Annotated in this window: 19 protein-coding genes and 1 pseudogene; 11 read left to right on the top strand and 9 right to left on the bottom strand. The window is 72.1% G+C overall.

Features of this window, described 5'->3' with window-relative positions; all coding sequences use genetic code 11:
* Positions 1-55 precede the first annotated feature (55 nt).
* Entirely contained in the window at positions 56-1912 is a 1857-nt protein-coding gene (locus AB0C76_RS21775) for a regulator (protein WP_359967781.1), read from the bottom strand.
* Between the two features lie 309 nt (positions 1913-2221).
* Between AB0C76_RS21775 and AB0C76_RS21770 the strand changes: the two genes are divergently transcribed.
* Positions 2222-2983, top strand: coding sequence for a 3-hydroxybutyrate dehydrogenase (locus AB0C76_RS21770; RefSeq protein WP_359967778.1), 762 nt, complete (start codon positions 2222-2224; stop codon positions 2981-2983).
* Between the two features lie 441 nt (positions 2984-3424).
* Here AB0C76_RS21770 and AB0C76_RS21765 read toward each other — a convergent pair whose 3' ends face one another.
* Positions 3425-3646, bottom strand: a complete 222-nt coding sequence (locus AB0C76_RS21765) for a hypothetical protein (RefSeq protein WP_359967775.1) — start codon at positions 3644-3646, stop codon at positions 3425-3427.
* A 187-nt stretch (positions 3647-3833) separates the two neighbouring features.
* Positions 3834-4286 carry a DUF397 domain-containing protein gene (locus AB0C76_RS21760; RefSeq protein WP_359967773.1) on the bottom strand — a complete coding sequence of 151 codons (453 nt, stop codon included), beginning with the start codon at positions 4284-4286 and terminating at the stop codon, positions 3834-3836.
* 66 nt (positions 4287-4352) lie between these two features.
* Between AB0C76_RS21760 and AB0C76_RS21755 the strand changes: the two genes are divergently transcribed.
* The 6 genes from AB0C76_RS21755 to AB0C76_RS21730 all read left to right on the top strand — a co-directional run bounded on the left by AB0C76_RS21755 (position 4353) and on the right by AB0C76_RS21730 (position 10925).
* The gene (locus AB0C76_RS21755; protein WP_359967770.1) at positions 4353-5708 is read left to right on the top strand and encodes an MFS transporter; all 1356 of its coding nucleotides are present in this window, start codon (positions 4353-4355) and stop codon (positions 5706-5708) included.
* Positions 5709-5763: 55 nt separating this feature from the next.
* Positions 5764-7674, top strand: coding sequence for a GAF domain-containing protein (locus AB0C76_RS21750; protein WP_359967767.1), 1911 nt, complete (start codon positions 5764-5766; stop codon positions 7672-7674).
* 103 nt (positions 7675-7777) lie between these two features.
* Positions 7778-8575 carry a lipoyl(octanoyl) transferase LipB gene (gene lipB / locus AB0C76_RS21745; protein ID WP_359967764.1) on the top strand — a complete coding sequence of 266 codons (798 nt, stop codon included), beginning with the start codon at positions 7778-7780 and terminating at the stop codon, positions 8573-8575.
* A 178-nt stretch (positions 8576-8753) separates the two neighbouring features.
* Positions 8754-9707, top strand: a complete 954-nt coding sequence (lipA, locus tag AB0C76_RS21740) for a lipoyl synthase (protein ID WP_329928437.1) — start codon at positions 8754-8756, stop codon at positions 9705-9707.
* Positions 9708-9888: 181 nt separating this feature from the next.
* Positions 9889-10080, top strand: coding sequence for a hypothetical protein (locus AB0C76_RS21735; RefSeq protein WP_359967761.1), 192 nt, complete (start codon positions 9889-9891; stop codon positions 10078-10080).
* A gap of 155 nt (positions 10081-10235) precedes the next feature.
* Positions 10236-10925, top strand: a complete 690-nt coding sequence (locus AB0C76_RS21730) for a DUF4191 domain-containing protein (protein ID WP_359967758.1) — start codon at positions 10236-10238, stop codon at positions 10923-10925.
* A gap of 116 nt (positions 10926-11041) precedes the next feature.
* Here AB0C76_RS21730 and AB0C76_RS21725 read toward each other — a convergent pair whose 3' ends face one another.
* Positions 11042-11509 (bottom strand): RDD family protein, encoded by a 468-nt coding sequence (locus tag AB0C76_RS21725; RefSeq protein WP_359967755.1) that lies wholly within the window; start codon positions 11507-11509, stop codon positions 11042-11044.
* A gap of 275 nt (positions 11510-11784) precedes the next feature.
* Between AB0C76_RS21725 and glnA the strand changes: the two genes are divergently transcribed.
* Positions 11785-13197 (top strand): type I glutamate--ammonia ligase, encoded by a 1413-nt coding sequence (glnA, locus tag AB0C76_RS21720; RefSeq protein WP_359967752.1) that lies wholly within the window; start codon positions 11785-11787, stop codon positions 13195-13197.
* 203 nt (positions 13198-13400) lie between these two features.
* Here glnA and AB0C76_RS21715 read toward each other — a convergent pair whose 3' ends face one another.
* The 4 genes from AB0C76_RS21715 to AB0C76_RS21700 are packed head-to-tail and all read right to left on the bottom strand — an operon-like array spanning position 13401 to position 17623.
* Positions 13401-14303 carry a LysR family transcriptional regulator gene (locus AB0C76_RS21715; RefSeq protein ID WP_359967749.1) on the bottom strand — a complete coding sequence of 301 codons (903 nt, stop codon included), beginning with the start codon at positions 14301-14303 and terminating at the stop codon, positions 13401-13403.
* Positions 14304-14320: 17 nt separating this feature from the next.
* The gene (locus tag AB0C76_RS21710; RefSeq protein ID WP_359967746.1) at positions 14321-15274 is read right to left on the bottom strand and encodes an acyl-CoA dehydrogenase family protein; all 954 of its coding nucleotides are present in this window, start codon (positions 15272-15274) and stop codon (positions 14321-14323) included.
* Positions 15271-16431, bottom strand: coding sequence for an acyl-CoA dehydrogenase family protein (locus AB0C76_RS21705; RefSeq protein ID WP_359967743.1), 1161 nt, complete (start codon positions 16429-16431; stop codon positions 15271-15273). Before AB0C76_RS21705 ends, AB0C76_RS21710 begins: the two co-directional genes overlap by 4 nt.
* Positions 16432-16444: 13 nt before the next feature.
* Positions 16445-17623 (bottom strand): CoA transferase, encoded by a 1179-nt coding sequence (locus tag AB0C76_RS21700; protein ID WP_359967741.1) that lies wholly within the window; start codon positions 17621-17623, stop codon positions 16445-16447.
* Between the two features lie 226 nt (positions 17624-17849).
* On the opposite strand from AB0C76_RS21700, the gene AB0C76_RS21695 reads away from it, so the two are divergent.
* From AB0C76_RS21695 to AB0C76_RS21685, 3 genes are read left to right on the top strand one after another with little or no spacing between them, the layout of a single operon-like run.
* Positions 17850-19253 (top strand): CoA transferase, encoded by a 1404-nt coding sequence (locus AB0C76_RS21695; protein WP_359967740.1) that lies wholly within the window; start codon positions 17850-17852, stop codon positions 19251-19253.
* A gap of 5 nt (positions 19254-19258) precedes the next feature.
* On the top strand, positions 19259-20011 hold the full coding sequence (locus AB0C76_RS21690) for an acetoacetate decarboxylase (protein WP_359967988.1): 753 nt from the start codon (positions 19259-19261) through the stop codon (positions 20009-20011).
* Positions 20008-20931, top strand: coding sequence for a 3-hydroxyacyl-CoA dehydrogenase NAD-binding domain-containing protein (locus AB0C76_RS21685; RefSeq protein ID WP_359967737.1), 924 nt, complete (start codon positions 20008-20010; stop codon positions 20929-20931). The genes AB0C76_RS21690 and AB0C76_RS21685 overlap by 4 nt, the downstream gene beginning before the upstream one ends.
* A 98-nt stretch (positions 20932-21029) precedes the next feature.
* Here the strand turns inward: AB0C76_RS21685 and AB0C76_RS21680 are convergent.
* Positions 21030-21161 (bottom strand): annotated as a pseudogene (locus tag AB0C76_RS21680) (IS110 family transposase); the annotation flags it as partial.

The raw sequence follows: 21161 nt of genomic DNA, 5'->3' as shown, positions 1-21161 counted from the left end.
CGTCGTCGTGCGCCCGGCCCTGCATCCGTCGGCATCCGTCGTCCGGCCTGCTGGGTCAGATCACCCCCGCCTGGCGGGCCGTCTCCTCGAACGCCCTGGCCACCGGGCTGCCCCGGTAGGGCGTGAGACGGCGGTGGAAGTCCCGGACGTACTCCAGCGAGCGGGCCGAGCGCATCTCCCCCGCCGCCCGCAGCGCGTCGGTGGCCATCGTGCAGGCCTCGTCGAGGTCGCCCATGCCGAGCCGCGCGGTGGCGAGCACCAGCCGGCAGAAGATCCGGCTGCGGGCGTACGCGGGCGAGCGCAGCCGCAGCGACTTCTCGGCGTGCTGGGCGGAGGTGCGCCACTGCTGGAGGTCGCGGTAGCAGTGGGCGAACTCGTCGGAGAGCTGGGCCTCGTCGAAGTACCGGGCCCAGGAGGGGAGTTCGTCGCCCGGTCGGGCCGCGGCCAGGGACCGCTCGGACCGCACGAGGGCCGTGGTGCACGCCCGGACGTCGCCCAGCAGGCCGTGCCCGCGCGCCTCGGCGGCGTGCAGCAGCGACTGGACGACGGGCGGGACCGCGGTGCCCACGCCCTGCTGGGCGACCCGGGCCAGCTGGACCGCCTCCCGGCCGTGGCCGAGGTGGACGGCCTGCTGGCTCATCGTCACCAGCACGTACCCGCCGAGAGCCCGGTCGCCGGCGGCCTGGGACAGGCGCAGCGCCTGGACGAAGTACCGCTGGGCGAGGCCGTGGGCGGCGATGTCGAAGGACGTCCAGCCGGCCAGCCTGGTGAGGTCGGCGACCGCGCCGAACAGGGCGCGGCCGATCTGCTCGCCGTAGCGGCCGCGCAGCATCGGCTCGGCCTCGCTCTCCAGGTAGCGCACCAGTGCCTGGCGGGCGTGGCCGCCGCCGTAGGCGTGGTCGAGCGCGCGGAAGAGGTCGCCGACGGCCCGGATGGCGGCGATGTCGCCGCGGCCGACGCGCAGGGCGGGGCGCTGCTCGCGGGCCGGGTCGGCGTACGGCGGCTCGACGGCCGCGGGCGGCCGGCGGCTCTGGGTGGGGACGCGGTTGAGCGCGGCGGCCGTGGCCGCGGGGCGCGGGCCGGGGCCGCCGGGGGCCGGTCCGCGCACCGGGCCCAGGGCCGGTGCCCCCGGCGCGTTCGCCGTCGGCGGGCCCGCAGGCGGTGGGCCGGTGGCGGCGTCCGGGCGGGCCAGCGTGGAGCCGTCCCGGGCGACGCGCTCGTCGGTGCGGCCGATCAGCCAGTCCCGGCTGGGGACGACCAGGCCGGCCGGGGTGAAGGCGATCCGGCGCAGCTCGGACTGGGGGCCGTTGTCCTTGCGCCACATGCTCGCCACGATGTCCACCGCCTCCTGCGGCGTCTCGGCGAACTCCAGGCCCGCGTAGACCGGGGCGCAGGCGTCCAGGCCGAGGTCCTGGGCGGTGAGGCGGCGGCCGAGGCGGCGGGTGAAGACCTCGGCGATCAGCGCGGGCGTGGCGCCGCGCGGCTGCTGGCCGCGCAGCCAGCGGGTGACCGAGGTCTTGTCGTAGCGCAGGTCGAGGCCGTGCTCCAGGCCGAGCTGGTCGACCCGGCGGGCCAGGCCGGCGTGCGAGAAGCCGGCCTCCTCGATCAGCGCCGCCAGCTGGCCGTTCTGCGGGGCCGGCCCGGAGTGGCCCGCGTGGCCGGCGGCGGGCGCCGGGGGCGCGGCGGTCGCGGTGGCCGTCGCCGTCGCGGTGCCCGCGGCGGCCGTGGCTGTCGCGGGCTGGTGCCGGTCGGGGGTGGCCTGCTCGGGCAGCCGCAGCTCGTCGGCGGCCGGGGCGTGGGCGGTCAGGGCGTCAGGGGCGTCCGGAAGGGCCCGGCCGACCGGACCGCAGTGCTGGTCGAGCGGGTCGAGCGGTCCGTACGCCGGGCTGTCGGTTGCAGGCCGTTGGGGCATATCAGTCAACACCTCTCGGACGCCGCACCGGGCTCTACCAGCGCTTCGGCTGCCTGTGGCGGCGCCCCCTGTCGGGAATCGGCGTGAATGTAGCGAGCATTCGGGCGCTATGGGTGGATCTGACCGAGCAATCCTCCGAACGGGTGAAGCAACCGCGCCCATTGTGGGGAAGCCGGGACAGGATGGGTTTGGGCTTCCACGGTCGAACCGTCGATCGACCGTCATAGTGGTGACCACCACCGCCCATCAGCATGCTGTAGTGGCCCGGCACATGGGAGCCGAGCCGCCGGATTCCTACCGTTCTGGCCCATGGACACCACTACAGCCCGCCCGCTCGACGGCCGCACGGCCCTGGTCACCGGCGCCGCCTCGGGCATCGGCCGGGCCTGCGCCGAGGCCCTCGCCGGGGCCGGTGCCCGGGTCTACGTCGTCGACCTGGCGGCCGAACCGGCCCGGGAGCTCGCGGCGCGGATCGGCGGACGCGCCGTCGTCGCGGACCTCGCCGACCCGCAGGCCGTCGACGCCCTGCCGGCCGACGCCGACATCGTGGTCAACAACGCCGGCCTCCAACACGTCGCCCCCGTCCACGAGTTCCCGCCCGAGCGCTTCTCCCTCATCCAACGCGTGATGGTGGAGGCCCCGTTCCGCATCCTGCGCCGCACCCTGCCCCACATGTACGCGCAGGAGTGGGGACGTGTCATCAACGTGTCGTCCGTCCACGGCCTGCGGGCCAGCGCGTTCAAGTCCGCCTACGTGACGGCGAAGCACGGGTTGGAAGGGCTCAGCAAGACCGTCGCGCTGGAGGCGGCGCCGTACGGCGTCACGAGCAACTGCATCAACCCCGGCTACGTCCGGACTCCGTTGGTGGAGAAGCAGATCGCGGCCCAGGCGGGGGCGCATGGCATCCCGGAGGCGGAGGTGGTCGAGCGGATCATGCTCGACCGCACGGCCGTGAAGCGCCTCATCGAGCCGGAGGAGGTCGCCGCCCTGGCCCTGTGGCTCTGCACGCCGTCCGCTTCCTACATCACGGGCGCGAGCCTGCCGGTCGACGGGGGCTGGACGGCGCACTAGGGACGCTTCTCGGCGCTGTGCGGGCCCGAGCGGCTGCGGCGCCATGGCCGACGGCGACCGCCCCGAGGTCGCTGCAGGTGCGGCAGAGGCCCGGGCGGGGGACGGGGTCGCGGCATTCCGCGCACTCGGCGTACCGGGGTGTGGGTGGGCGTTCCGGGGCTCGGCAGGGCGGCATCTTGTGCTCCAGGCGGTGGCGGCGCACGGCTGCGGCGCAGTGCAGTGGGTTGGGCAGGCCGGGGAGGAGGGCCTGGGGGAGGTCGCCCGGGGTGCTGCCGCGCTCCAGCCGTTGGGCGACGAGGGGCGCGAGCTTTCCCGCCTCGGCCTGGCCGAGGCGCAGGCGGGGCTCGGGGCGGATCGCCCGGAACAGGGCGGCCACGGCTTGTCGGGTCCGCCCGTCGGCAGCCGGACTCGCGGGGAGGGTGGGTTCTTGCTGCCGGTTCTTCACGGGAGGGCTGCCTGTGCGACCGGCAGCCGGGCCACCGGGCGCCGGACGGGTGGCACTCGGCGGGGAAGGCCCGGGGGGGCGCCCCGACCCTGGGGACTGGTGGCGGCCGTGTGGCGGCCGTCCTCGCGCCAGCCGTCGGGGCGGGAGAGGAGGTCGACGAGGAGGCCGCGGGCGGTGTAGCTGGGCTTGCGGTACTGGAGGACGGCGTTGGGAAGCACGGTGACGTGCCGTACCTGTTCGGTACGTTGGATGCACGTGGGAGCTCTGACTCCTGGTGCCGGACCCCGGGGTGTTGGTAGCACCGCCGGGGTCACCTGTTTTCTGTTCGGGTTCGGAACGTAACACGCGGGGTGGTCGGTCAACTGCCCATGGCCGGAAGGGTGCTTATCGCACCAACCCGCCGCTTCAGACCTCGCCGAACTCCCCCGAGCGGACGACGGCCACGAAGGCCGACCAGGCTTCGACAGGGAAGGCCGGCACGGGGCCCTCGGGGTCCCTGGAGTCACGGACAGGGACCGCAGGGACCGCAGGGACCGCATCAGGGACGCCGCCGGATGCCTCGATGCACTCTCCGCCGTTGCTGCTGCAGCTGGACCTGGACCTGGACCTGGACCTGGACCATCCAAGGGCTGTCACAGTCACCTCCGAAACCCACGGATCACCGCCAACAAGCCGCGTGGGAAGTCGACCTCGCCGACTTCCCACGCACCGCGTGGGAAGTCGACGTGACGGTCTTGAGTGGCCCCACTTGAGGCTGGGTGGGGTTGCGGGGCGAGGGGTGGGCAACGGTCCTCGGGCTGGGCCGGTTATGGGGTGGAGGGCTGCAAGACAGGGGGCGACTATGTGGGTTGGGCACATAGGCCCCGGCCGCCGGGCTTCCTACGTTGTGGCGACATCGTCTCCCCCGGCCTGGAAGTGGTGACCATGACCGCAGCAGCCCCCAGCCGCTCACTCCCTCGGGTAGTGGCGGCCAGTCTGATCGGGACCACCATCGAGTGGTACGACTACTTCCTCTACGGCACGGCCGCCGCGCTCGTGTTCGGGAAGGTGTTCTTCCCGAACAGCGATCCGCTGACGGGGACGCTCCTCGCGTTCCTCACGTACGCGATCGGCTTCGCCGCACGGCCGCTCGGGGCCCTGGTGTTCGGGCACTTCGGGGACCGGGTCGGGCGCAAGCGGCTCCTCGTCGTGAGCCTGCTGCTCATGGGCGGTTCCACCACCCTCATCGGGGTGCTGCCGACGTACGACTCGATCGGCGTCGCCGCGCCCGTGCTGCTGACGGTGCTGCGGCTGGTGCAGGGGTTCGCGCTCGGCGGGGAGTGGGGCGGGGCCGTGCTGCTGGTGTCCGAGCACGGGGACCAGCGCCGGCGGGGCTTCTGGGCCTCATGGCCGCAGGGCGGCGCGCCCGCCGGGAACCTGCTCGCAGCCGGGGTGCTGTCGCTGATGACGGCGGTGCAGTCGGACGCCGCGTTCCTCGCGTGGGGCTGGCGGGTGCCGTTCCTGCTGTCGGCGGTGCTGGTCGGGGTCGGCATGTGGATCCGGCTCGCGGTCGACGAATCGCCCTTGTTCCAGGCGGCGTTGGCCGCCCAGAAGGAGCGCAAGACCGTCGAGCAGCCGCCGCTCGTCGCCGTCCTGCGGCACCACTGGCGGGAGGTCCTCGTCGCCATGGGGGCCCGCATGGCGGAGAACATCTCCTACTACGTGATGACCACCTTCGTGCTCGCTTACGCGGTCTCGCACGCGCACTTCTCCAAGCAGACCGCGCTGAACGCCGTACTGATCGCCTCTGCCGTCCAGTTCGCCCTGATCCCGGCGTTCGGAGCGCTGTCGGACCGGGTCGGGCGCAAGCCGGTGTACCTGGTGGGCGCGGTCGGCGTCGGGGTGTGGGCGTTCGTCTTCTTCGGCCTGGTGGACACGAAGTCGTTCCCCGCCCTCGTCTGCGCCGTTACGGTCGGGCTGGTCTTCCACAGCGCGATGTACGCGCCCCAGGCCGCCTTCTTCTCCGAGATGTTCGCCACCCGGATGCGCTATTCGGGCGCCTCGATCGGGGCGCAGTTCTCGTCCGTCGCCGCGGGGGCGCCGGCTCCCCTCATCGCCACCGCGCTCCTCAAGGACTACGGCAGCGCCACGCCGATCGCGGTGTACGTGGCCGCGGCAGCGGCGCTCACGGTGCTCGCCGTCCTCTGCGCACGGGAGACGAAGGGGCAGGACCTGGCCGAGGCCGACGTCGAAGCCCCGGCGGCCGATACCGCCCCGGTCGCCAAGCCCGCCACCGCGTGACGGCCCAGCCGCTACGATCGCGCTCCCGCCCCACTGCCGATTGGCGGCACGCACCATGAACGACCCCCAGACCAGCGCCGCGCCCGCCCTGCGGCGGCTGCTCGACCTGCTCGGATCCGGCGCCGCCACCGAGGACTTCGCCGAGGTGCTGGCCGACGCCCGCCGCAGGGGGGCGCCGGCCGCGGTGCTGCAGGAGATCGACGACGCCACCTGGCAGGCCCTTCGCGTCCACCGCACGCTGCGCCAGCACCGGCGCCGCGAGGCCGAGTTGACCGCGCTGTTCGACACCGCCGGCGACCTCGCGGCCTCCCGCGACCTGGACACCGTGCTGCAGGCGATCGTCCGCCGCGCCCGCCTGCTGCTCGGCACCGACACCGCCTACCTGACCCTCCCGGACGAGGCCGCCGGCGACACGTACATGCGCGTCACCGACGGCTCGGTGTCCGTCCTCTTCCAGACCCTGCGGCTGAGCCTCGGCGACGGCCTGGGCGGCCTGGTCGCACAGGCCGCCCGCCCCTACGCGACCCCCGACTACCGCACCGACGACCGCTTCCACCACACCGGCACCATCGACGCGGGCGTGCTCGACGAGGGCCTGGTCGCGATCATCGGCGTGCCGCTGCTGCTCGGCGGGCGGGTGATCGGCGTCCTCTTCGCCGCCGACCGCTCCCCGCGCGCCTTCTCCCCCGACGAGGTCGCGCTGCTCTGCTCGCTGGCCGCGCACGCCGCGATCGCCCTGGACACCGCCAAGTCGCTGGCCGACACCCGCGCCGCGCTCGCCGAGCTGGGCGCCGCCAACGAACTCGTCCGCGCCCACTCCGCCGCCGTCCAGCGCGCCGAACAGGCCCACGACCGGCTCACCGACCTCGTCCTGCGCGGCGCCGAGGTGCCGGACGTCGCCGCCGCCGTCGCGGCCCTCCTGGACGGCGAGATAGCGGTCCTGGACGCCGAGGGCGAGCCGCTGGCCGGCCGCGTCGCCTCCGCCGCCGGACTGACCGAGGCGATCGCGGCCTCACGCGCCGAGGGCCGGTCCGTCCGCCACGGCGGCCTGTGGGTGTGCGCCGTCCTCGCCGGGCAGGACGCGCTCGGCGCGATGGTCCTGCGCGGCCGGCCCGACCTCGACGACGCCGACCGACGGCTGTTCGAGCGGGCCGGCGTCGTCACCGCGCTCCTCCTGCTGCTGCGCCGCTCCGTCGCCGAGACCGAGAACCGCGTCCGCGGCGAGCTGCTCACCGACCTGCTGACCGCCCCCGACCGCGACCCCGCCGGGCTCACCGCGCGCGGCCGGCGGCTCGGCGTCGACCTCGGCCGCCCGCACCTCGTCCTGGTCGCCGAACCCGCCGGGGCCACCGGAGCCGCCGCCACCACCGACCGCGGCCGGCTCGCGGGCGCGGCCGGGCGGTACCTGTTCGGCTCCCGGGGCATCGGCGCCGAGCACGGCGAGGCCGTCGTCCTGCTGGTACCGGACGGCGGCGACCCCGAGGAGACCGCCCGGCAGGCCGCCGAACGGCTGGCCCGGCTGGCCGGGTTCCCGGTCACCGTCGGCGCGGGCCGCCCGGCCGCGGGCCCGCCGGCGATCGCCGCCTCGTACGCCGAGGGCCTGCGCTGCCTGCGGGCGCTGCGGGTGCTCGGCCGCGCGGGCGAGGGCGCGTCGGCGCGGGCGCTCGGCTTCCTCGGGGTGCTCCTCGGCGACGGGCACGACGTGGACGGCTTCGTCGGGGCGACGCTCGGCCCGCTGCTCGACTACGACGCCCGGCGCGGCACCGAGCTGGTCCGCACCCTCCGCGCGTACTTCGACTGCGGGGGCAGCCTGACGCGGGCCAAGGACGAGCTGCACGTCCACGTGAACACGGTCGTCCAGCGGCTGGACCGGGTCGAGGCGCTGCTCGGGCGGGACTGGAACGTGCCGGAGCGGTCGCTGGAGCTGCAGTTGGCGCTGCGGCTCCAGCTGCTGGCGGAGCCGTGAGACGTTCCCGGGAGCGTGCCCGGTGGACGGCTGAACGGTCCGATCGGGCTTGGGCGTACAGTGGCGAGGTTGGTCTCGAACGCCCGGCAAGGAGCGGCAAACGGTGAGCGAGAACGTACGTTTCGTTTCGTTGGGCATAGGCGAGCGCACGGTGCCCTACCAGGAAGCCTGGGAGGAGCAGCAGCGCCTGCACGCGCTGCGGGTCGCGGACGAGATCCCCGACACCGTGCTGCTGCTGGAGCACCAGTCCGTCTACACGATGGGCAAGCGCACCAACCCGGCCGACCTCCCGCTGGACGGCACCCCGGTGGTCGAGGTCAACCGGGGCGGGGAGATCACCTGGCACGGCCCCGGCCAGCTGGTCGGCTACCCGATCGTCAAGCTGCCCGACCCGATCGACGTCATCGCGTACGTCCGCCGGCTGGAGGAGGCGCTGATCCGCGCCGCCGCCGAGTTCGGCGTGGGGACCACCCGGGTCGAGGGCCGCAGCGGTGTCTGGGTGCTCGGCGACACCATCCCGGACGCGGTCGTGGACCCGTCCCAGGTGGTCGACATCGGCAAGCTCACCCTGCGGCTGGGCCTGCCGCTGGGCATCGACCCGCGGCTGGCCGGCCCCGAGTACGCGCCGTCCAACGCCGGCCAGCGCGGCGACGACCGCAAGCTCGCCGCGATCGGCGTGCGCGTCGCGCGCGGCGTCACGATGCACGGCTTCTCGCTGAACTGCGCCCAGGACATGACCTTCTTCGACAAGATCGTGCCGTGCGGCATCCGGGACGCGGGTGTGACCTCGCTCTCCAACGAGCTCGGCCGCGAGCTGTCCGTCGGCACGGCGCTGCCGGTGGTCCAGCGGCACCTGGCGGACGTGCTCGCCGAGCTGCCCGAGCCCGCGCTCAGCCGCTGAGGATTCCGGCCGCGGCCCCCGCCCATGGCCCCGGCCGCGCCCCGGGGTTCGGGAACCACTGGGGAATCTACTGGCCGGTAGCTCTGTTGCCCTGCGATTGCAGGGCGGCACGCCCGGCGAAGCCCGTACAACCACAGGCGTACCCTGGGGGTACCCCGTCTAGTTCTAGGAGTCGCACGTGTCCGCTGTCGCACCCGACGGCAGGAAGCTGCTCCGCCTGGAGGTCCGCAACAGCGAGACCCCCATCGAGCGGAAGCCCGAGTGGATCAAGACCCGCGCGAAGATGGGCCCGGAGTACAACGCCCTCCAGTCGCTGGTGAAGAAGGAGGGGCTGCACACGGTCTGCCAGGAGGCCGGCTGCCCCAACATCTTCGAGTGCTGGGAGGACCGCGAGGCAACCTTCCTCATCGGCGGTGACCAGTGCACCCGCCGCTGCGACTTCTGCCAGATCGACACCGGCAAGCCCGCCGAGTTCGACCGGGACGAACCGCGCCGCGTCGCCGAGTCCATCGTCACCATGGACCTCAACTACGCGACCATCACCGGCGTCGCCCGCGACGACCTGGAGGACGGCGGCGCCTGGCTGTACGCCGAGACCGTGCGCCAGGTGCACGCGATGACCGCCGACCGCGAGGCCGGCCGCACCGGCGTCGAGCTGCTGATCCCCGACTTCAACGCGGTGCCCGAGCAGCTGGCCGAGGTCTTCTCCTCCCGCCCCGAGGTACTCGCGCACAACGTCGAGACGGTCCCGCGCATCTTCAAGCGGATCCGCCCGGCGTTCCGCTACGAGCGCTCGCTGGACGTCATCACCCAGGCCCGGGCGGCCGGGCTGGTGACCAAGTCCAACCTGATCCTGGGCATGGGCGAGACCCGCGAGGAGGTCAGCCAGGCGCTGGCCGACCTGGTCGGCGCCGGCTGCGAGCTGATCACCATCACCCAGTACCTGCGGCCCTCGCTGCGCCACCACCCGGTCGAGCGCTGGGTGAAGCCGCACGAGTTCGTCGAGCTCCAGCAGGAGGCCGAGGAGCTGGGCTTCGCCGGGGTCATGTCGGGCCCGCTGGTGCGCTCCTCGTACCGGGCCGGCCGGCTGTACCGGCAGGCGCTGGAGCGGCGCGAGCAGGCCGCGGTCTGACGCGGACGCCTCGGTTCGAGCCGTTCTGAAGGGCGGAGCTCCGGCTCCGCCCTTCCGTTTTTCATCAGCCTTTGACCAGCGGGTCACGAACTGGTAACACGGAGTGGTGACGATGGACCCGATGAGACCGTTCGGTCCTTCGTCGTTCGATCCTTCTCAGCCACGAGGGGAGTTGCCCGGGATGCGCATGCGGATCCGGTCGGTCGGAGTTGCGGTGCGGTTCGCCGAGAGCGTCCTGATGGCCGGCGGGCAGCGGCACGCCAGGCGCAACGCCTGGGCGGCGGTCTGCGAGAACCGCCGGCACGCGGCGGACCGGCACCACGTCGCGCCGACGGCGGCGGGCGGCACAGGGGTGGAGCCCGCCCGGAGCTGACGGCCGGCGGCACCGGGACCGGACGGCACCCGGAGCTCACGGAAGCGGGCGTTTCGTCGCTGTCCGCGACGGCTGCCCGGCACACGGGTCACGGTTCGGGCGAACGGGTACCCGGGCTTGGAGTTCCCGTACCCGTGGCACGTACCATGAGCGTTATGGCGAGGGAAACATCCGAGAACCCCGGGCGGCTGAAGCAGATCCGCCAGGCGTACATCATGACCAAGAAGGTCGACACCAAGATCGGCCTGATCATCGCCGGCGTCGGCCTGCTGACCTTCGGCGTGTTTCTCGCCATCGGCTTCGCAATCGACCACCCCGTCTATCTGGGCATCCTGGGCTTCATCGTGGCCTTCCTGGCCATGGCGATCGTCTTCGGACGCCGGGCCGAGCGCGCCGCGTTCGGGCAGATGGAGGGGCAGCCGGGCGCCGTCGCGGCGGTGCTGAACAACATCAAGCGCGGCTGGAGCTCCAACTCCACCCCGGTCGCGGTCACCCGCAACCAGGACGCGGTCTACCGCGCCGTCGGCCGGGCCGGCATCGCGCTGATCGGCGAGGGCAATCCGAACCGGGTCCGCCAGCTGCTGGCGTCCGAGAAGAAGAAGATGGCCCGTGTCGTCGGCGACGTGCCGGTGCACGACATCGTCGTGGGCAACGGCGAGGGTGAGATCCCGCTCAAGAAGCTGCAGATCCACCTCATGCGCCTGCCCCGCGCCATCACCCCGGCCCAGGTCACCGAGACCAACGACCGCCTGCGCGCGCTGGGCGACCTGCTCTCCAAGGCGCCGATCCCCAAGGGCCCGATGCCCAAGGGCGCCCGGATGCCCAAGGGCGGCCAGGCCCGCTGACCCTCCCCCGTCGACACGAACGGCCCCGCCACTCCTCTGGAGCGGCGGGGCCGTTCGGCGTTCACGGGACCCGGGGCCTCGTTCACGGGACCCGGGGCCTCGTTCACGGGCCTCGGCTAGATCCGGACCTCGACGGTGCCGACCGCCTTGTCGTGCAGGCCGCGGGTGTCGCGGTCCCACACCAGCGGCGGCACCAGCAGGCAGAGCAGCAGCGTGCGCAGCAGCACCTGCGGGATGGTCGCGCGGCGGCCGTCCAGCCGGACCACCCTCAGGCCGAACAGCCGCTTGCCGACCGTCGTGCCGGAGGTGGCGAGCAGCAGCGCGGTGACGCCGAAGAACAGCGGCGTCGTCCACAGGTTGGCCGAGGACGCGGTGCCCTTGCCCAGCAGTCCGTAGGCGACCAGGGAGACCAGCCAGCCGTCCACGAACAGGGCGCCGATCCGGCGGCCGGGGCCGGCGATCGAGCCGGGGCCCTCCTTGGGCAGTCCGAGGCGCTCGCCGCGGTAGCCGAAGTCGGCGCCCATCTTCTCGGCGGCCGCCTTCGGGCCGTCGATCCACGATCCCAACGCTTCTCTGGTGTCCACGAATCCACACTAACCGGGCGGTCGCCGCGCGCCGCCACCGGCTCCCCCGTCGTCCGCGAGCCTTCCCCGACCGAGTGAATCCCGGTGACCGGGCTTACCGAATGGTCCAGACCACTTATCGGGAGGTGGGCAGGCCGGTGGGGCGTTTTGCCCAGGACCGTACGACTTTGCCGCCCGTTCGGCGGGTGTGGTTAACATCTAGGAAACGAGCGAGTCACCGATCGGAAACGGACCGTTCCTAGGGTGAGCCGCATTCGCACGCCGAGGAGGATGCTTTGTTCAACAACGCCGCCGAAGTGAAGCAGTTCATCCAGGACAACGACGTCAAGTTCGTCGATGTCCGCTTCTGCGACCTGCCGGGCGTCATGCAGCACTTCTCCGTACCTGCGGCGACCTTCGACCCGTCCGAGACCCTGATGTTCGACGGTTCGTCGATCCGCGGCTTCCAGGCCATCCACGAGTCCGACATGGCCCTCGTCGCGGACCTCGCCACGGCCAGGCTCGACCCGTTCCGGGCCGAGAAGCACCTCAACATCAACTTCTTCATCCAGGACCCGGTCACCGGCGAGGCCTACAGCCGCGACCCGCGCAACGTCGCCAAGAAGGCGGAGGCCTACCTGGCCTCCTCCGGCATCGCCGACACCGCGTTCTTCGGGCCCGAGGCCGAGTTCTACGTCTTCGACTCGGTGCGGTTCGACACCAGCGCCAACGCGTCCTTCTACCACATCGACTCCGAGGCCGGTGCCTGGAACACCGGTGCGGCCGAGGGCGACGTGCGCGGCTACAAGGTCAAGTACAAGGGCGGGTACTTCCCCACCCCGCCGGTCGACCACTTCGCCGACCTGCGCGCCGAGATGTCGCTGGAGCTGGCCAAGTCCGGCCTGGAGGTCGAACGCCAGCACCACGAGGTCGGCACCGCCGGCCAGGCCGAGATCAACTACAAGTTCAACACCCTGCTGCACGCGGCCGACGACCTGATGCTGTTCAAGTACATCATCAAGAACGTCGCCTGGCGCAACGGCAAGACGGCCACCTTCATGCCGAAGCCGATCTTCGGCGACAACGGCTCGGGCATGCACGTCCACCAGTCGCTGTGGATCGAGGGCTCGCCGCTCTTCTACGACGAGCAGGGCTACGCCGGACTCTCCGACACCGCCCGCTACTACATCGGCGGCCTGCTGCGGCACGCGCCGTCGCTGCTGGCGTTCACCAACCCCTCGGTGAACTCCTACCACCGCCTCGTCCCGGGCTTCGAGGCGCCGGTCAACCTGGTCTACTCCCAGCGCAACCGGTCGGCCGCGATCCGCATCCCGATCACCGGCTCCAACGCCAAGGCCAAGCGCATCGAGTTCCGGGCGCCGGACCCCTCCTCCAACCCGTACCTGGCCTTCTCGGCGATGCTGATGGCCGGCCTCGACGGCATCCGCAACAAGATCGAGCCGCTGGAGCCCGTCGACAAGGACCTCTACGAGCTCGCTCCCGAGGAGCACGCGAACGTCCCGCAGGTACCCTCCTCCCTCCCGGCGGTCCTGGAGGCCCTGGAGGCCGACCACGAGTACCTCCTCGCGGGCAACGTCTTCACGCCCGACCTGATCGAGACGTGGATCGACTTCAAGCGCACCAACGAGATCGCCCCGATCGCCCTCCGCCCGCACCCGCACGAGTTCGAGCTGTACTACGACCTGTAGGACCCCCTCTGGCCTGCGGAAACGCCGTTCGATCCCTCCTCGTTTCCGCAGGTCAGACAGGGCCCTGACCTGCGGATCCGCTCCCACCTGCGCCGTCGGCAGATACCAGGCGGAAGAGCACAACACGGTGTCCTGGAAGGGCGCCGCCCTCGCTCGCGCTGGATGCGCTCGGCTGCCTCGTCCACATGCCCCCCGGGGGGCGATCAGTAGTCCGCGTCGAACCAGGACGCGGTGTGCCCCAGTAGTGCGGGGACGGCCGGGTCTGGGTCCGGACGGTGCACGACCCGGATCGCGACGGAGAACTCGGGGCCGGCGTCGGCGAGGGCGACCACGCGTACACCGGGGAAGGAGAGATCGGCCGTGTGCTCGGTGACCAGGGCGACACACAGCCCGGAGGCGACGTAGCCGAGGAGTCCGGGGAGGTCGTCGGCGCGGGCCCTGATCCGGGGCGTGAAGCCCGCGCGGCGGCACATGAGCTGCCCCTTGCGGGCGAGCTCGGGCAGGGCCCGCTCGCTGACGAAGACGAACCAGTCCTCCCGGAGGGCGGACAGGGAGAGTTCGGCCGCACCCGCGAGCGCGTGGGTCTCGGGCAGGGCGACATACACCCGCTCACGGCCGAGCTCCAGCAGTTCCAGGTCATCGGCCTGCAGGGGTGCGGTGCGGATGAAGGCGAGGTCGAGGGAGCCCAGCCGTAGCGCCTCGACCAGGGCGATGGAGGAGGCCTGGGTCAACTGGATGCGCAGGTCGGGCAGATCGCGTGCCGCATTGGCCAACAGCCGGGGTATGTGCCAGTGCGCGAGACCGCTGATGTACCCGACACGGACCTCGCCCGCGTCCCCCGAGGCGATCCGGCGGGCGCGGGCGAGTGCGGCCTGCTGGGCGTCCAGCAGGTGACGGGCATCTGCGGCGAACGCCGCGCCCGCTGCGGTCAGTTCGACGCCATTGCTGCTCCGGTCGAGCAGCCGGGCGCCGACGATCCGCTCCAGACGCTGGATGGCCTGGCTGAGCGGTGGCTGACTCATCATCAGCCGCTCGGCCGCCCGGCCGTAGTGCTTCTCCTCGGCAAGTACCGTGAACTGCTCCAGCAGGCGTGGCGTGAGGTCCATGCCAAGATCCTAGAGATTCACCATGCCTTCGTGCCGGTGAGAAGGGGCCAGAGGTCCTCCGCCCGCTGTGCGAGCGCCGTACGGCCGAGGCGGGCCGACCAGTGAGCTTCGTCCCCGTCCTCGTCGCGCCAGGACCACAGCCGGGTGGTGGCGAAGCGCAGTTCGCTGAGTTCGGTGAAGCCGATGGCGCCGTGCAGTTGGTGGGCGATCCTGGTGATCTCTGCGACCGACGCGGATGCCTGGGCCTTGGCGGCGGCGATGGCGAACACGGCCTCGAAGCCGTGGAGTTCGACCGCTTCACCGGCTGCTTCCACTGCGGCGCCGACCAGCGCGGACTCCTCGATGAGCCGGGCCTCTTCCTGCTTGACGGCCTGGAAGTGGCTGAGCGGCCGGCCGAACTGGATGCGACCGGAGGTGTGGGCCACCGTCAGCTCGACGCAGCGCTCGGCCGCCCCGGCGATCAATGCCGCGCGCGCCAAGGCGGCGCGCAGCTCGCACTCGGTCAGCAGGTCCGGGGGGAGGGGGCGTACGAGCTCGGCAGGGACCTGGAAGTCGGCCAGGTGCAGGGTGTCACGCGACTCTCCGGCGAGGTTGGAGCCGGTTGCGACCGTCGTACGAGCGGGGTCGACGGGGAACAGGACGGGTCCGCCCGGACCCTGCGCCACGACCAGTACGGTGGCGCTGCCGCCCCAGGGCACGCGGGGCAGGGTGCCCGAGACGCGTAGGGCGAGGTCCTCGCCCATGGTCCCCGCCGGGCCGACGTGGAAGGCGGCGGGGCGGGCCCAGGTGATCGCCAGGTCGGAGGCCAGGCAGTAGGTCAAGGGGCCTGCGGGTAGGACGAGTCCGGTGCGCTCGGCGAGCGGCCGGGCGACGAGGATGCTTTCGGCGACCGGCCCGGACGCGGATCCGGACCCGGTCCCTGCGGTGCGCCCTGCGGAACGGACGTCGGCAAGCTGCTGCGAGATGCTCATGACTGCTGCTCCTGCTGCTCAAGGGCTCGGGTGATGATGCCGCGAAGGATTTCGTTGGTGCCGCCGCGCAGGGTGTATGCGGGGGTGTGCAGGAGCGCGATGGCGAGGAGTTCGGGGTACGTGCCGGGCGTGGCTCCGGCGTCGGCGGCCACCGGCAGGATCCGCCGGGCCTCGTTCACCACCTCGCCTTCGAGCCGGGTTCCGAGGTCCTTCACCAGGGCTGCCTGGACGTCGGCGGGGCGTCCCGCGTCCAGCGCCGCGGCCACCCCGAGGGAGAGCCGGCGTACGGCGCACACCCGCGCGAGGAGCGCGCCGAGGCGGGACTGCTGGTCGGCGGTGGTGGCGCGGCCCGACAGCTCACGCACCAGCGCGACAAGCAGCGGGAAGGTACTCAAGTACCTCTCCGGGCCACTGCGTTCGAAGGCGAGCTCACCGGTCACCTGCGCCCAGCCGTCGCCCTCGCTGCCGAGCAGCATGCTGTCGGGGACCTCGACGCCCTCCAGGTGGAAGTAGTTGAAGGTGTGCTCGCCGGTCAGCAGCCGGATCGGCTCCACGCGCACCCCGGGGGCGCGCAGGTCCACGATGAACTGGCTGAGCCCCTGGTGGCGGTCGGCGTGGTCGCTGGTGCGGGCCAGGACGATCGCGTAGTCGTTGACGTGCGCACCGCCGGTCCACATCTTGGTGCCGGTCAGCTTCCAGCCGCCGCCGTCGGTACGCTCGGCGCGGGTCGCCACGTTCGCCAGGTCGGAACCGGCCTGCGCCTCGCTCATCCCGATGGAGAAGAAGCAGCGGCCCTCCGCGATGGCGGGCAGGAAGCGCTTCTTCTGCTCCTCGCTGCCGTGGGCCAGGATCGAGGGCGCGGCCTGGCGGTCGGCGACCCAGTGCGCGGAGACCGGAGCCCCGGCGGCGAGCAGTTCCTCGATCACCACCACTCGGGCGGCGAAGCCCAGGCCGCCCCCGCCGTACTCCTCGGGCAGGGCCATGCCCACCCAGCCGCGCTCGGCGAGCCTGCGGCTGAACTCCGGCAGCCAGCCGGTCAGCCAGGAATCCGGGCGCCCGAGCACGGTGCCGCGGGCGCGCTCCTCGTCGAGGAACCGGCGGACCTCCAGACGTAGTTCGAGGGCTTGGGCGGGCAGCAGTGCAGATGTGCCGGTCATGGCGAACTCCTGTTCAGGCGGTGTGCGCGGGGCGCAGCAGGTTCGTGTCGAAGCCGGCCTCGTGCAGCACCTCGTCGGTGTGCTCGCCGATGGCCGGGCAGGGGCGCAGCGGCGGGACGGGGTCGGCGGAGTAGCGCACCGGGCGGGCGATGGACCGGTAGGCGCCCTCGGTGGGGTGCTCGACCTCGGTGAGCAGGCCGCCTTCGCGGGCGTACGAGCTGGCCGTGGCCGAGGCGATCGAGTGCACGGGAGCAGCGGGGATGCTCACGCGGTGGCAGAAGTCCTGCCAGGTCGCGGTGGTGTGCTGCCGGGCGAGCTCGTCCAGTACGGGGTAGAGCTCGTCGGCGTTGGCGGCGCGCGTGGCGCGGGTGGCGAACCGCGGGTCGTCGGCGAGTTCGGGGCGGCCGGCGAAGGCGGTGAAGTCGCGCCAGTTGCGGTCGCTGTGCGGCAGGATGCACATCCAGCCGTCGGCGGTGCGCTGGGCGCGGCGGGCGCGGCTCATCGAGCGGGGTGCACCGAAGGAGCCGTCGGGCTCCAGCACGGCCTCGCCGAGGTGCTCGACGAGGTTGAAGGCCATCATCACATCGGCCATCGGCACTTCGATGTGCTGGCCTCCGCCGCCGTTGGCTCGGTGGTGCAGAGCGGCGAGCACGGACTGGGTGATCTGCAGGCCGCAGATCTTGTCTGCGAGCAGGGTAGGAACGAAGTGCGGTTGCCCGCTGGCCTGCTGATTGAGCCAGACCAGCCCGGAGACGGCCTGGATGATGTCGTCGTACGCGGCGAGGGTGCCGAGCTCGCTGTCGCTGCGGAAGCCCTGGGCGTTGACCTGGATCAGCTCCGGGTTGGTGGCGGCGAGTTCGTCGGGGGTGAGCCGGAGCCTGACCAGGGCCTGCGGGCGGATGTTGGTCAGGAACACATCGGCGGTACGGAGCAGCGCAAGCAGCGCCTCGCGGCCGTGCGGGGCCTTCAGATCGAGAGCGACGCTGCGCTTGTTGCGGTTGAGGTTGAGGGCCGCACCGCCCATTCCGGCGTGGCGGATCGGCGGGTAGCTGCGCGTCATGTCGCCGCCGGGCGGCTCGACCTTGATCACGTCGGCGCCCAGGTCGCCGAGCTGCTGGGCGGCGTACGGCACCATGATCACGCTGCCGAGTTCGACGACGCGGACACCGGCGAGCATTCCTTCCTTCGGCATTTCGCCTCCTTTTCGGGATCGTTCAGTGAATCCAGGAAAGTCCGAACAGGCAGCCTGCGTCCAATACCGATACACCTATGAAAATCAGGGGTCAGGCATATCACTGCAGGTGAACGGCCCTCTATATGACGGGCCATATCACCACCGCCTGGAAGTCATATTGGACCGGACCGAAGGGGCGCAGCTTTCCTGAAGGCAGCAGAAGTCCTTCGGAAGGATCCCGGTCATGCCACACACTCCCCATGACGTACTCGACGACCTCTACCGTGAACTCGGCGTCGGCGCCGCGGACGCAGGCGGCAAGGTCGCCATCACCGGCGCCGACCCGGTCACCCCCTCCGTGCACCGGATCGGCGACGCCGCCGCGGCCGCGCTCGCGGCGCTCGGCACGGAGGTCGCCGCGCTGTGGCGGGAGCGCGGCGGGGACGGGCAGGACGTCACCGTGTCGGTGGAGTCGGCCGTGCACCAGCTGATGGCCGTGTTCCTGACCAGCGTCAACGGCGTTGCCGTCACTGCACTCGCCGAGGACCCGAACCTGCTCGGGAACAGCGACTTCTACCGCGCCGCCGACGGCCGCCACGTCTATGTGCTGCTGAGCTACCCGCATCTGCGCGATACGGCGTGCGAGGTCCTGGACTGCCAGCCCGACCGGGAGCGGATCGCGGACGCCGTCGCACACTGGGACGCCTTCGCACTGGAGGAGGCGATCTGCGCGCGGGGCGGCACCGCCATCGCCGTACGGACGCGGGCCGAGTGGCGCGAGCACCCGCAGGGCCGGCTGCTCGACCGGGGCCCGCTGATCCACATCGACAAACTGGGCGACAGCGCGCCCGAGCCCTTCCCCGGCGGGGCCGAACTTCCACTCTCCGGCGTGCGTGTGCTGGACAACACGCACGTCATCGCCGGGCCGATCGCCGCCAGGATGACCGCCGAGCTGGGCGCGGACGTACTACACCTGTCCTCCCCCGCACACCCCGACCCCAACGGCATGATCATCGAGACCGGCATCGGCAAGCGCGCCGCCTTCTGCGACCTGAACGTCCCCGGCCAGGCGAAGGCCTTGCGCCGGGTACTGGCGGAGACGGACGTGTATGTGAGCAACTACCTGAACCTGGACACCAAGGGCTTCGGCCCGGCGGCCTTGGCCGAGGAGCGGCCCGGACTCGTCCTGTTGGACTTCCACGGCTGGGGCACGACCGGACCGTGGTCGCGGCGCGGCGGATTCGACCAACTCGCCTGTGCAGCAAGCGGATTCTCCGCAGAGGAGGGCTCCTTCGACGGGCCCAGGCTGCCGCCCACCTACCTGCTCAACGACTACCTCGCGGCGATCCTGGGCGCAGCCGGGACCGTGGAGGCACTGCGCCGCCGGGCCCGCGAGGGCGGGACCTGGCGGGTGCACGTGGATCTGGCCAAGGTCTCGATGTGGGTGCAGGACCTGGGGCTGTTCCCGCGCGCGCAGGTCCGCGGCCTGCCCGCCCCCGACCCCACCGACGCCGCCGGTCACCTCGCCACTGTCGAGGGCCCGTTCGGCAGCACCGGCTATCTGCCGACACGCATCGCGTACTCCACGCTGCGCCCCCGTCTCACCCGCGGCGCCGAGCCCCTCGGTGCCTCCACCCTGGCCTGGTGATCCCGATGCGCGCCGGCGACATCCCGGACCTGCTGCTCACCACACCGGTGAACTCCCCCGCCTACCCGCTGCCCCCGTACCGCTTCACCGACCGCGAGTACCTGACGATCACCTACCGCACCGACCCCGACGCCCTGCGGCGCGTCGTCCCCGAGCCACTGGCCGTGCCCGAGCCGCTGGTCCGCTTCGAGGTCATCCGGATGCCGGACGTCACCGGCCTCGGCAGCTACAGCGAGTCCGGCCAGCTGATCCCGGTCGAACTCGACGGGGAGCAGGGCGAGTTCAGTCTGGCGATGTACGTGGACAGCGCACCGGCCATCGCCTCGGGGCGCGAACTGAGCGCGTACCCGAAGAAGGCGGGATGGCCCCGCCTGTACGTCGACGGCGACACCCTGGTCGGCACCCTCGACCACGGCTCGCTGCGGGTGGCCACCGCGACCATGGGCTACAAGCACCAGCCGCTCGACCCCGCCCAGGCCCGTGCCGAACTCGCCGCGCCCACCTACCTGCTGGGTATCGACCGCGGATACGACGGCGCTCCCCTGCGCTGCGAACTCGTCCGCACCCGGATCACCGATCTCACCGTCAAGGGTGCCTGGTCCGGGCCCGCACGGCTCCAGCTCTTCGAGCACGCGCTCGCACCGCTGGCCGATCTGCCCGTACGCGAGGTCGTGCGCGCCACCCATGTGCTGGCCGACCTCACCCTCTCCCCCGCCGAACCCCTGCACGACTACCTCAAGAAAGTGCCTTCCGCATGAGCCCCATCCGCGCAACCGTCGTCGGCGCCGGCCTGATCGGCGCCTCCTGGACCGCCCTGTTCCTGGCAGGCGGCCTGGAGGTCACCGTCTGCGACCCGCGCCCCGACCTGGACGCCTACCTGGACACCGAACTCGCCGCCTGTGAACCGGCACTGCGGCAACTCGGCTTCGACACCTCGCATCTGAGCGCGCGCCTGTGCCTGGAGCCCGACGTGGCTCTCGCTGTCGCGCAGGCCGATGTCGTGCAGGAGAACGGCCCGGAGCGGCTGCTGCTCAAGCAGGAGCTGTGGCAGCGCATCGAGCAATGCGCCCCGGCGGACGCGCTACTGGCCACCTCGACCTCCGGCATCCCGGCCACCGCCATCGCCGAGGCCCTGCGCAGCCCGGAGCGGCTGGTGGTGGGGCATCCCTTCAACCCGCCGCATCTGATCCCGCTGGTCGAGATCGTCCCCGGCGCGCTTACCTCGGCCGAAACCGTCGAGCAGGCACGGCAGTTCTACGCCTCGCTCGGCAAGCAGCCCCAGGTGCTGCGCAAGGAGGTCCCCGGGTTCGTCGCCAACCGACTGCAGTCCGCGCTGTTCCGCGAGGCCGTGCACCTGGTGGCCACCGGTGTGGTCACCGAGCAGGAGCTGGACTCCATCGTCACCTCCTCGATCGGCCTGCGCTGGGCGGTGGACGGCCCCTTCCGCTCCTTCCACCTGGGCGGCGGTCAGGGCGGACTGCCCGACTTCCTGGCCCACCTCGGACCCCAGATGGAAGCCGCCTGGCCGGCCCTCGGCACTCCCTCCTTCGACGAGCCCACGCTCGCCCTGCTCATCGCCCAGGCCAAGGAGTTCCTGGCCGAGGGCAGCGTCACCGAACTGGCCGCCGAACGCGACCACCGCCAGATCGCGCTGATGCGCGCGCTCCACGAGAACTGACCCCTCTCCCGCAGCTGAACCCCGATTCCGGCAAGCACCCTGGAGGTCTCCGCGATCACGAACGCGTCGCGGGCGTCGCTCTTCGCCTCGCCCCGCTATGCACCGGCCATCCGGTTCACCGTGCGGCCGGGCACCTAGACGGGCTTCTGTCCGTGCGAGGCCAGCAGCGCCAGCAGCAGCGCGGACGCGGTGCCCGCCAGGTCGATCGCCCACTCCACCGCGTCGGCCAT

It is taken from the genome of Kitasatospora sp. NPDC048722, from assembly GCF_040650235.1.
In the GTDB taxonomy this organism is placed as follows: Bacteria; Actinomycetota; Actinomycetes; order Streptomycetales; family Streptomycetaceae; genus Kitasatospora.
Note: the sequence above shows the minus strand (reverse complement) of the source record. Positions and strands in the feature narration are given on the sequence as shown.

Coding starts and splice junctions, on each gene's coding strand:
- AB0C76_RS21775 (WP_359967781.1), bottom strand. CDS start 1,912: ATGCCCCAACGGCCTGCAACCGACAGCCCGGCGTACGGACCGCTCGAC.
- AB0C76_RS21770 (WP_359967778.1), top strand. CDS start 2,222: ATGGACACCACTACAGCCCGCCCGCTCGACGGCCGCACGGCCCTGGTC.
- AB0C76_RS21760 (WP_359967773.1), bottom strand. CDS start 4,286: ATGTGCCCAACCCACATAGTCGCCCCCTGTCTTGCAGCCCTCCACCCC.
- AB0C76_RS21755 (WP_359967770.1), top strand. CDS start 4,353: ATGACCGCAGCAGCCCCCAGCCGCTCACTCCCTCGGGTAGTGGCGGCC.
- AB0C76_RS21750 (WP_359967767.1), top strand. CDS start 5,764: ATGAACGACCCCCAGACCAGCGCCGCGCCCGCCCTGCGGCGGCTGCTC.
- AB0C76_RS21735 (WP_359967761.1), top strand. CDS start 9,889: ATGCGCATGCGGATCCGGTCGGTCGGAGTTGCGGTGCGGTTCGCCGAG.
- AB0C76_RS21730 (WP_359967758.1), top strand. CDS start 10,236: ATGGCGAGGGAAACATCCGAGAACCCCGGGCGGCTGAAGCAGATCCGC.
- AB0C76_RS21715 (WP_359967749.1), bottom strand. CDS start 14,303: ATGGACCTCACGCCACGCCTGCTGGAGCAGTTCACGGTACTTGCCGAG.
- AB0C76_RS21710 (WP_359967746.1), bottom strand. CDS start 15,274: ATGAGCATCTCGCAGCAGCTTGCCGACGTCCGTTCCGCAGGGCGCACC.
- AB0C76_RS21705 (WP_359967743.1), bottom strand. CDS start 16,431: ATGACCGGCACATCTGCACTGCTGCCCGCCCAAGCCCTCGAACTACGT.
- AB0C76_RS21700 (WP_359967741.1), bottom strand. CDS start 17,623: ATGCCGAAGGAAGGAATGCTCGCCGGTGTCCGCGTCGTCGAACTCGGC.
- AB0C76_RS21695 (WP_359967740.1), top strand. CDS start 17,850: ATGCCACACACTCCCCATGACGTACTCGACGACCTCTACCGTGAACTC.
- AB0C76_RS21690 (WP_359967988.1), top strand. CDS start 19,259: ATGCGCGCCGGCGACATCCCGGACCTGCTGCTCACCACACCGGTGAAC.
- AB0C76_RS21685 (WP_359967737.1), top strand. CDS start 20,008: ATGAGCCCCATCCGCGCAACCGTCGTCGGCGCCGGCCTGATCGGCGCC.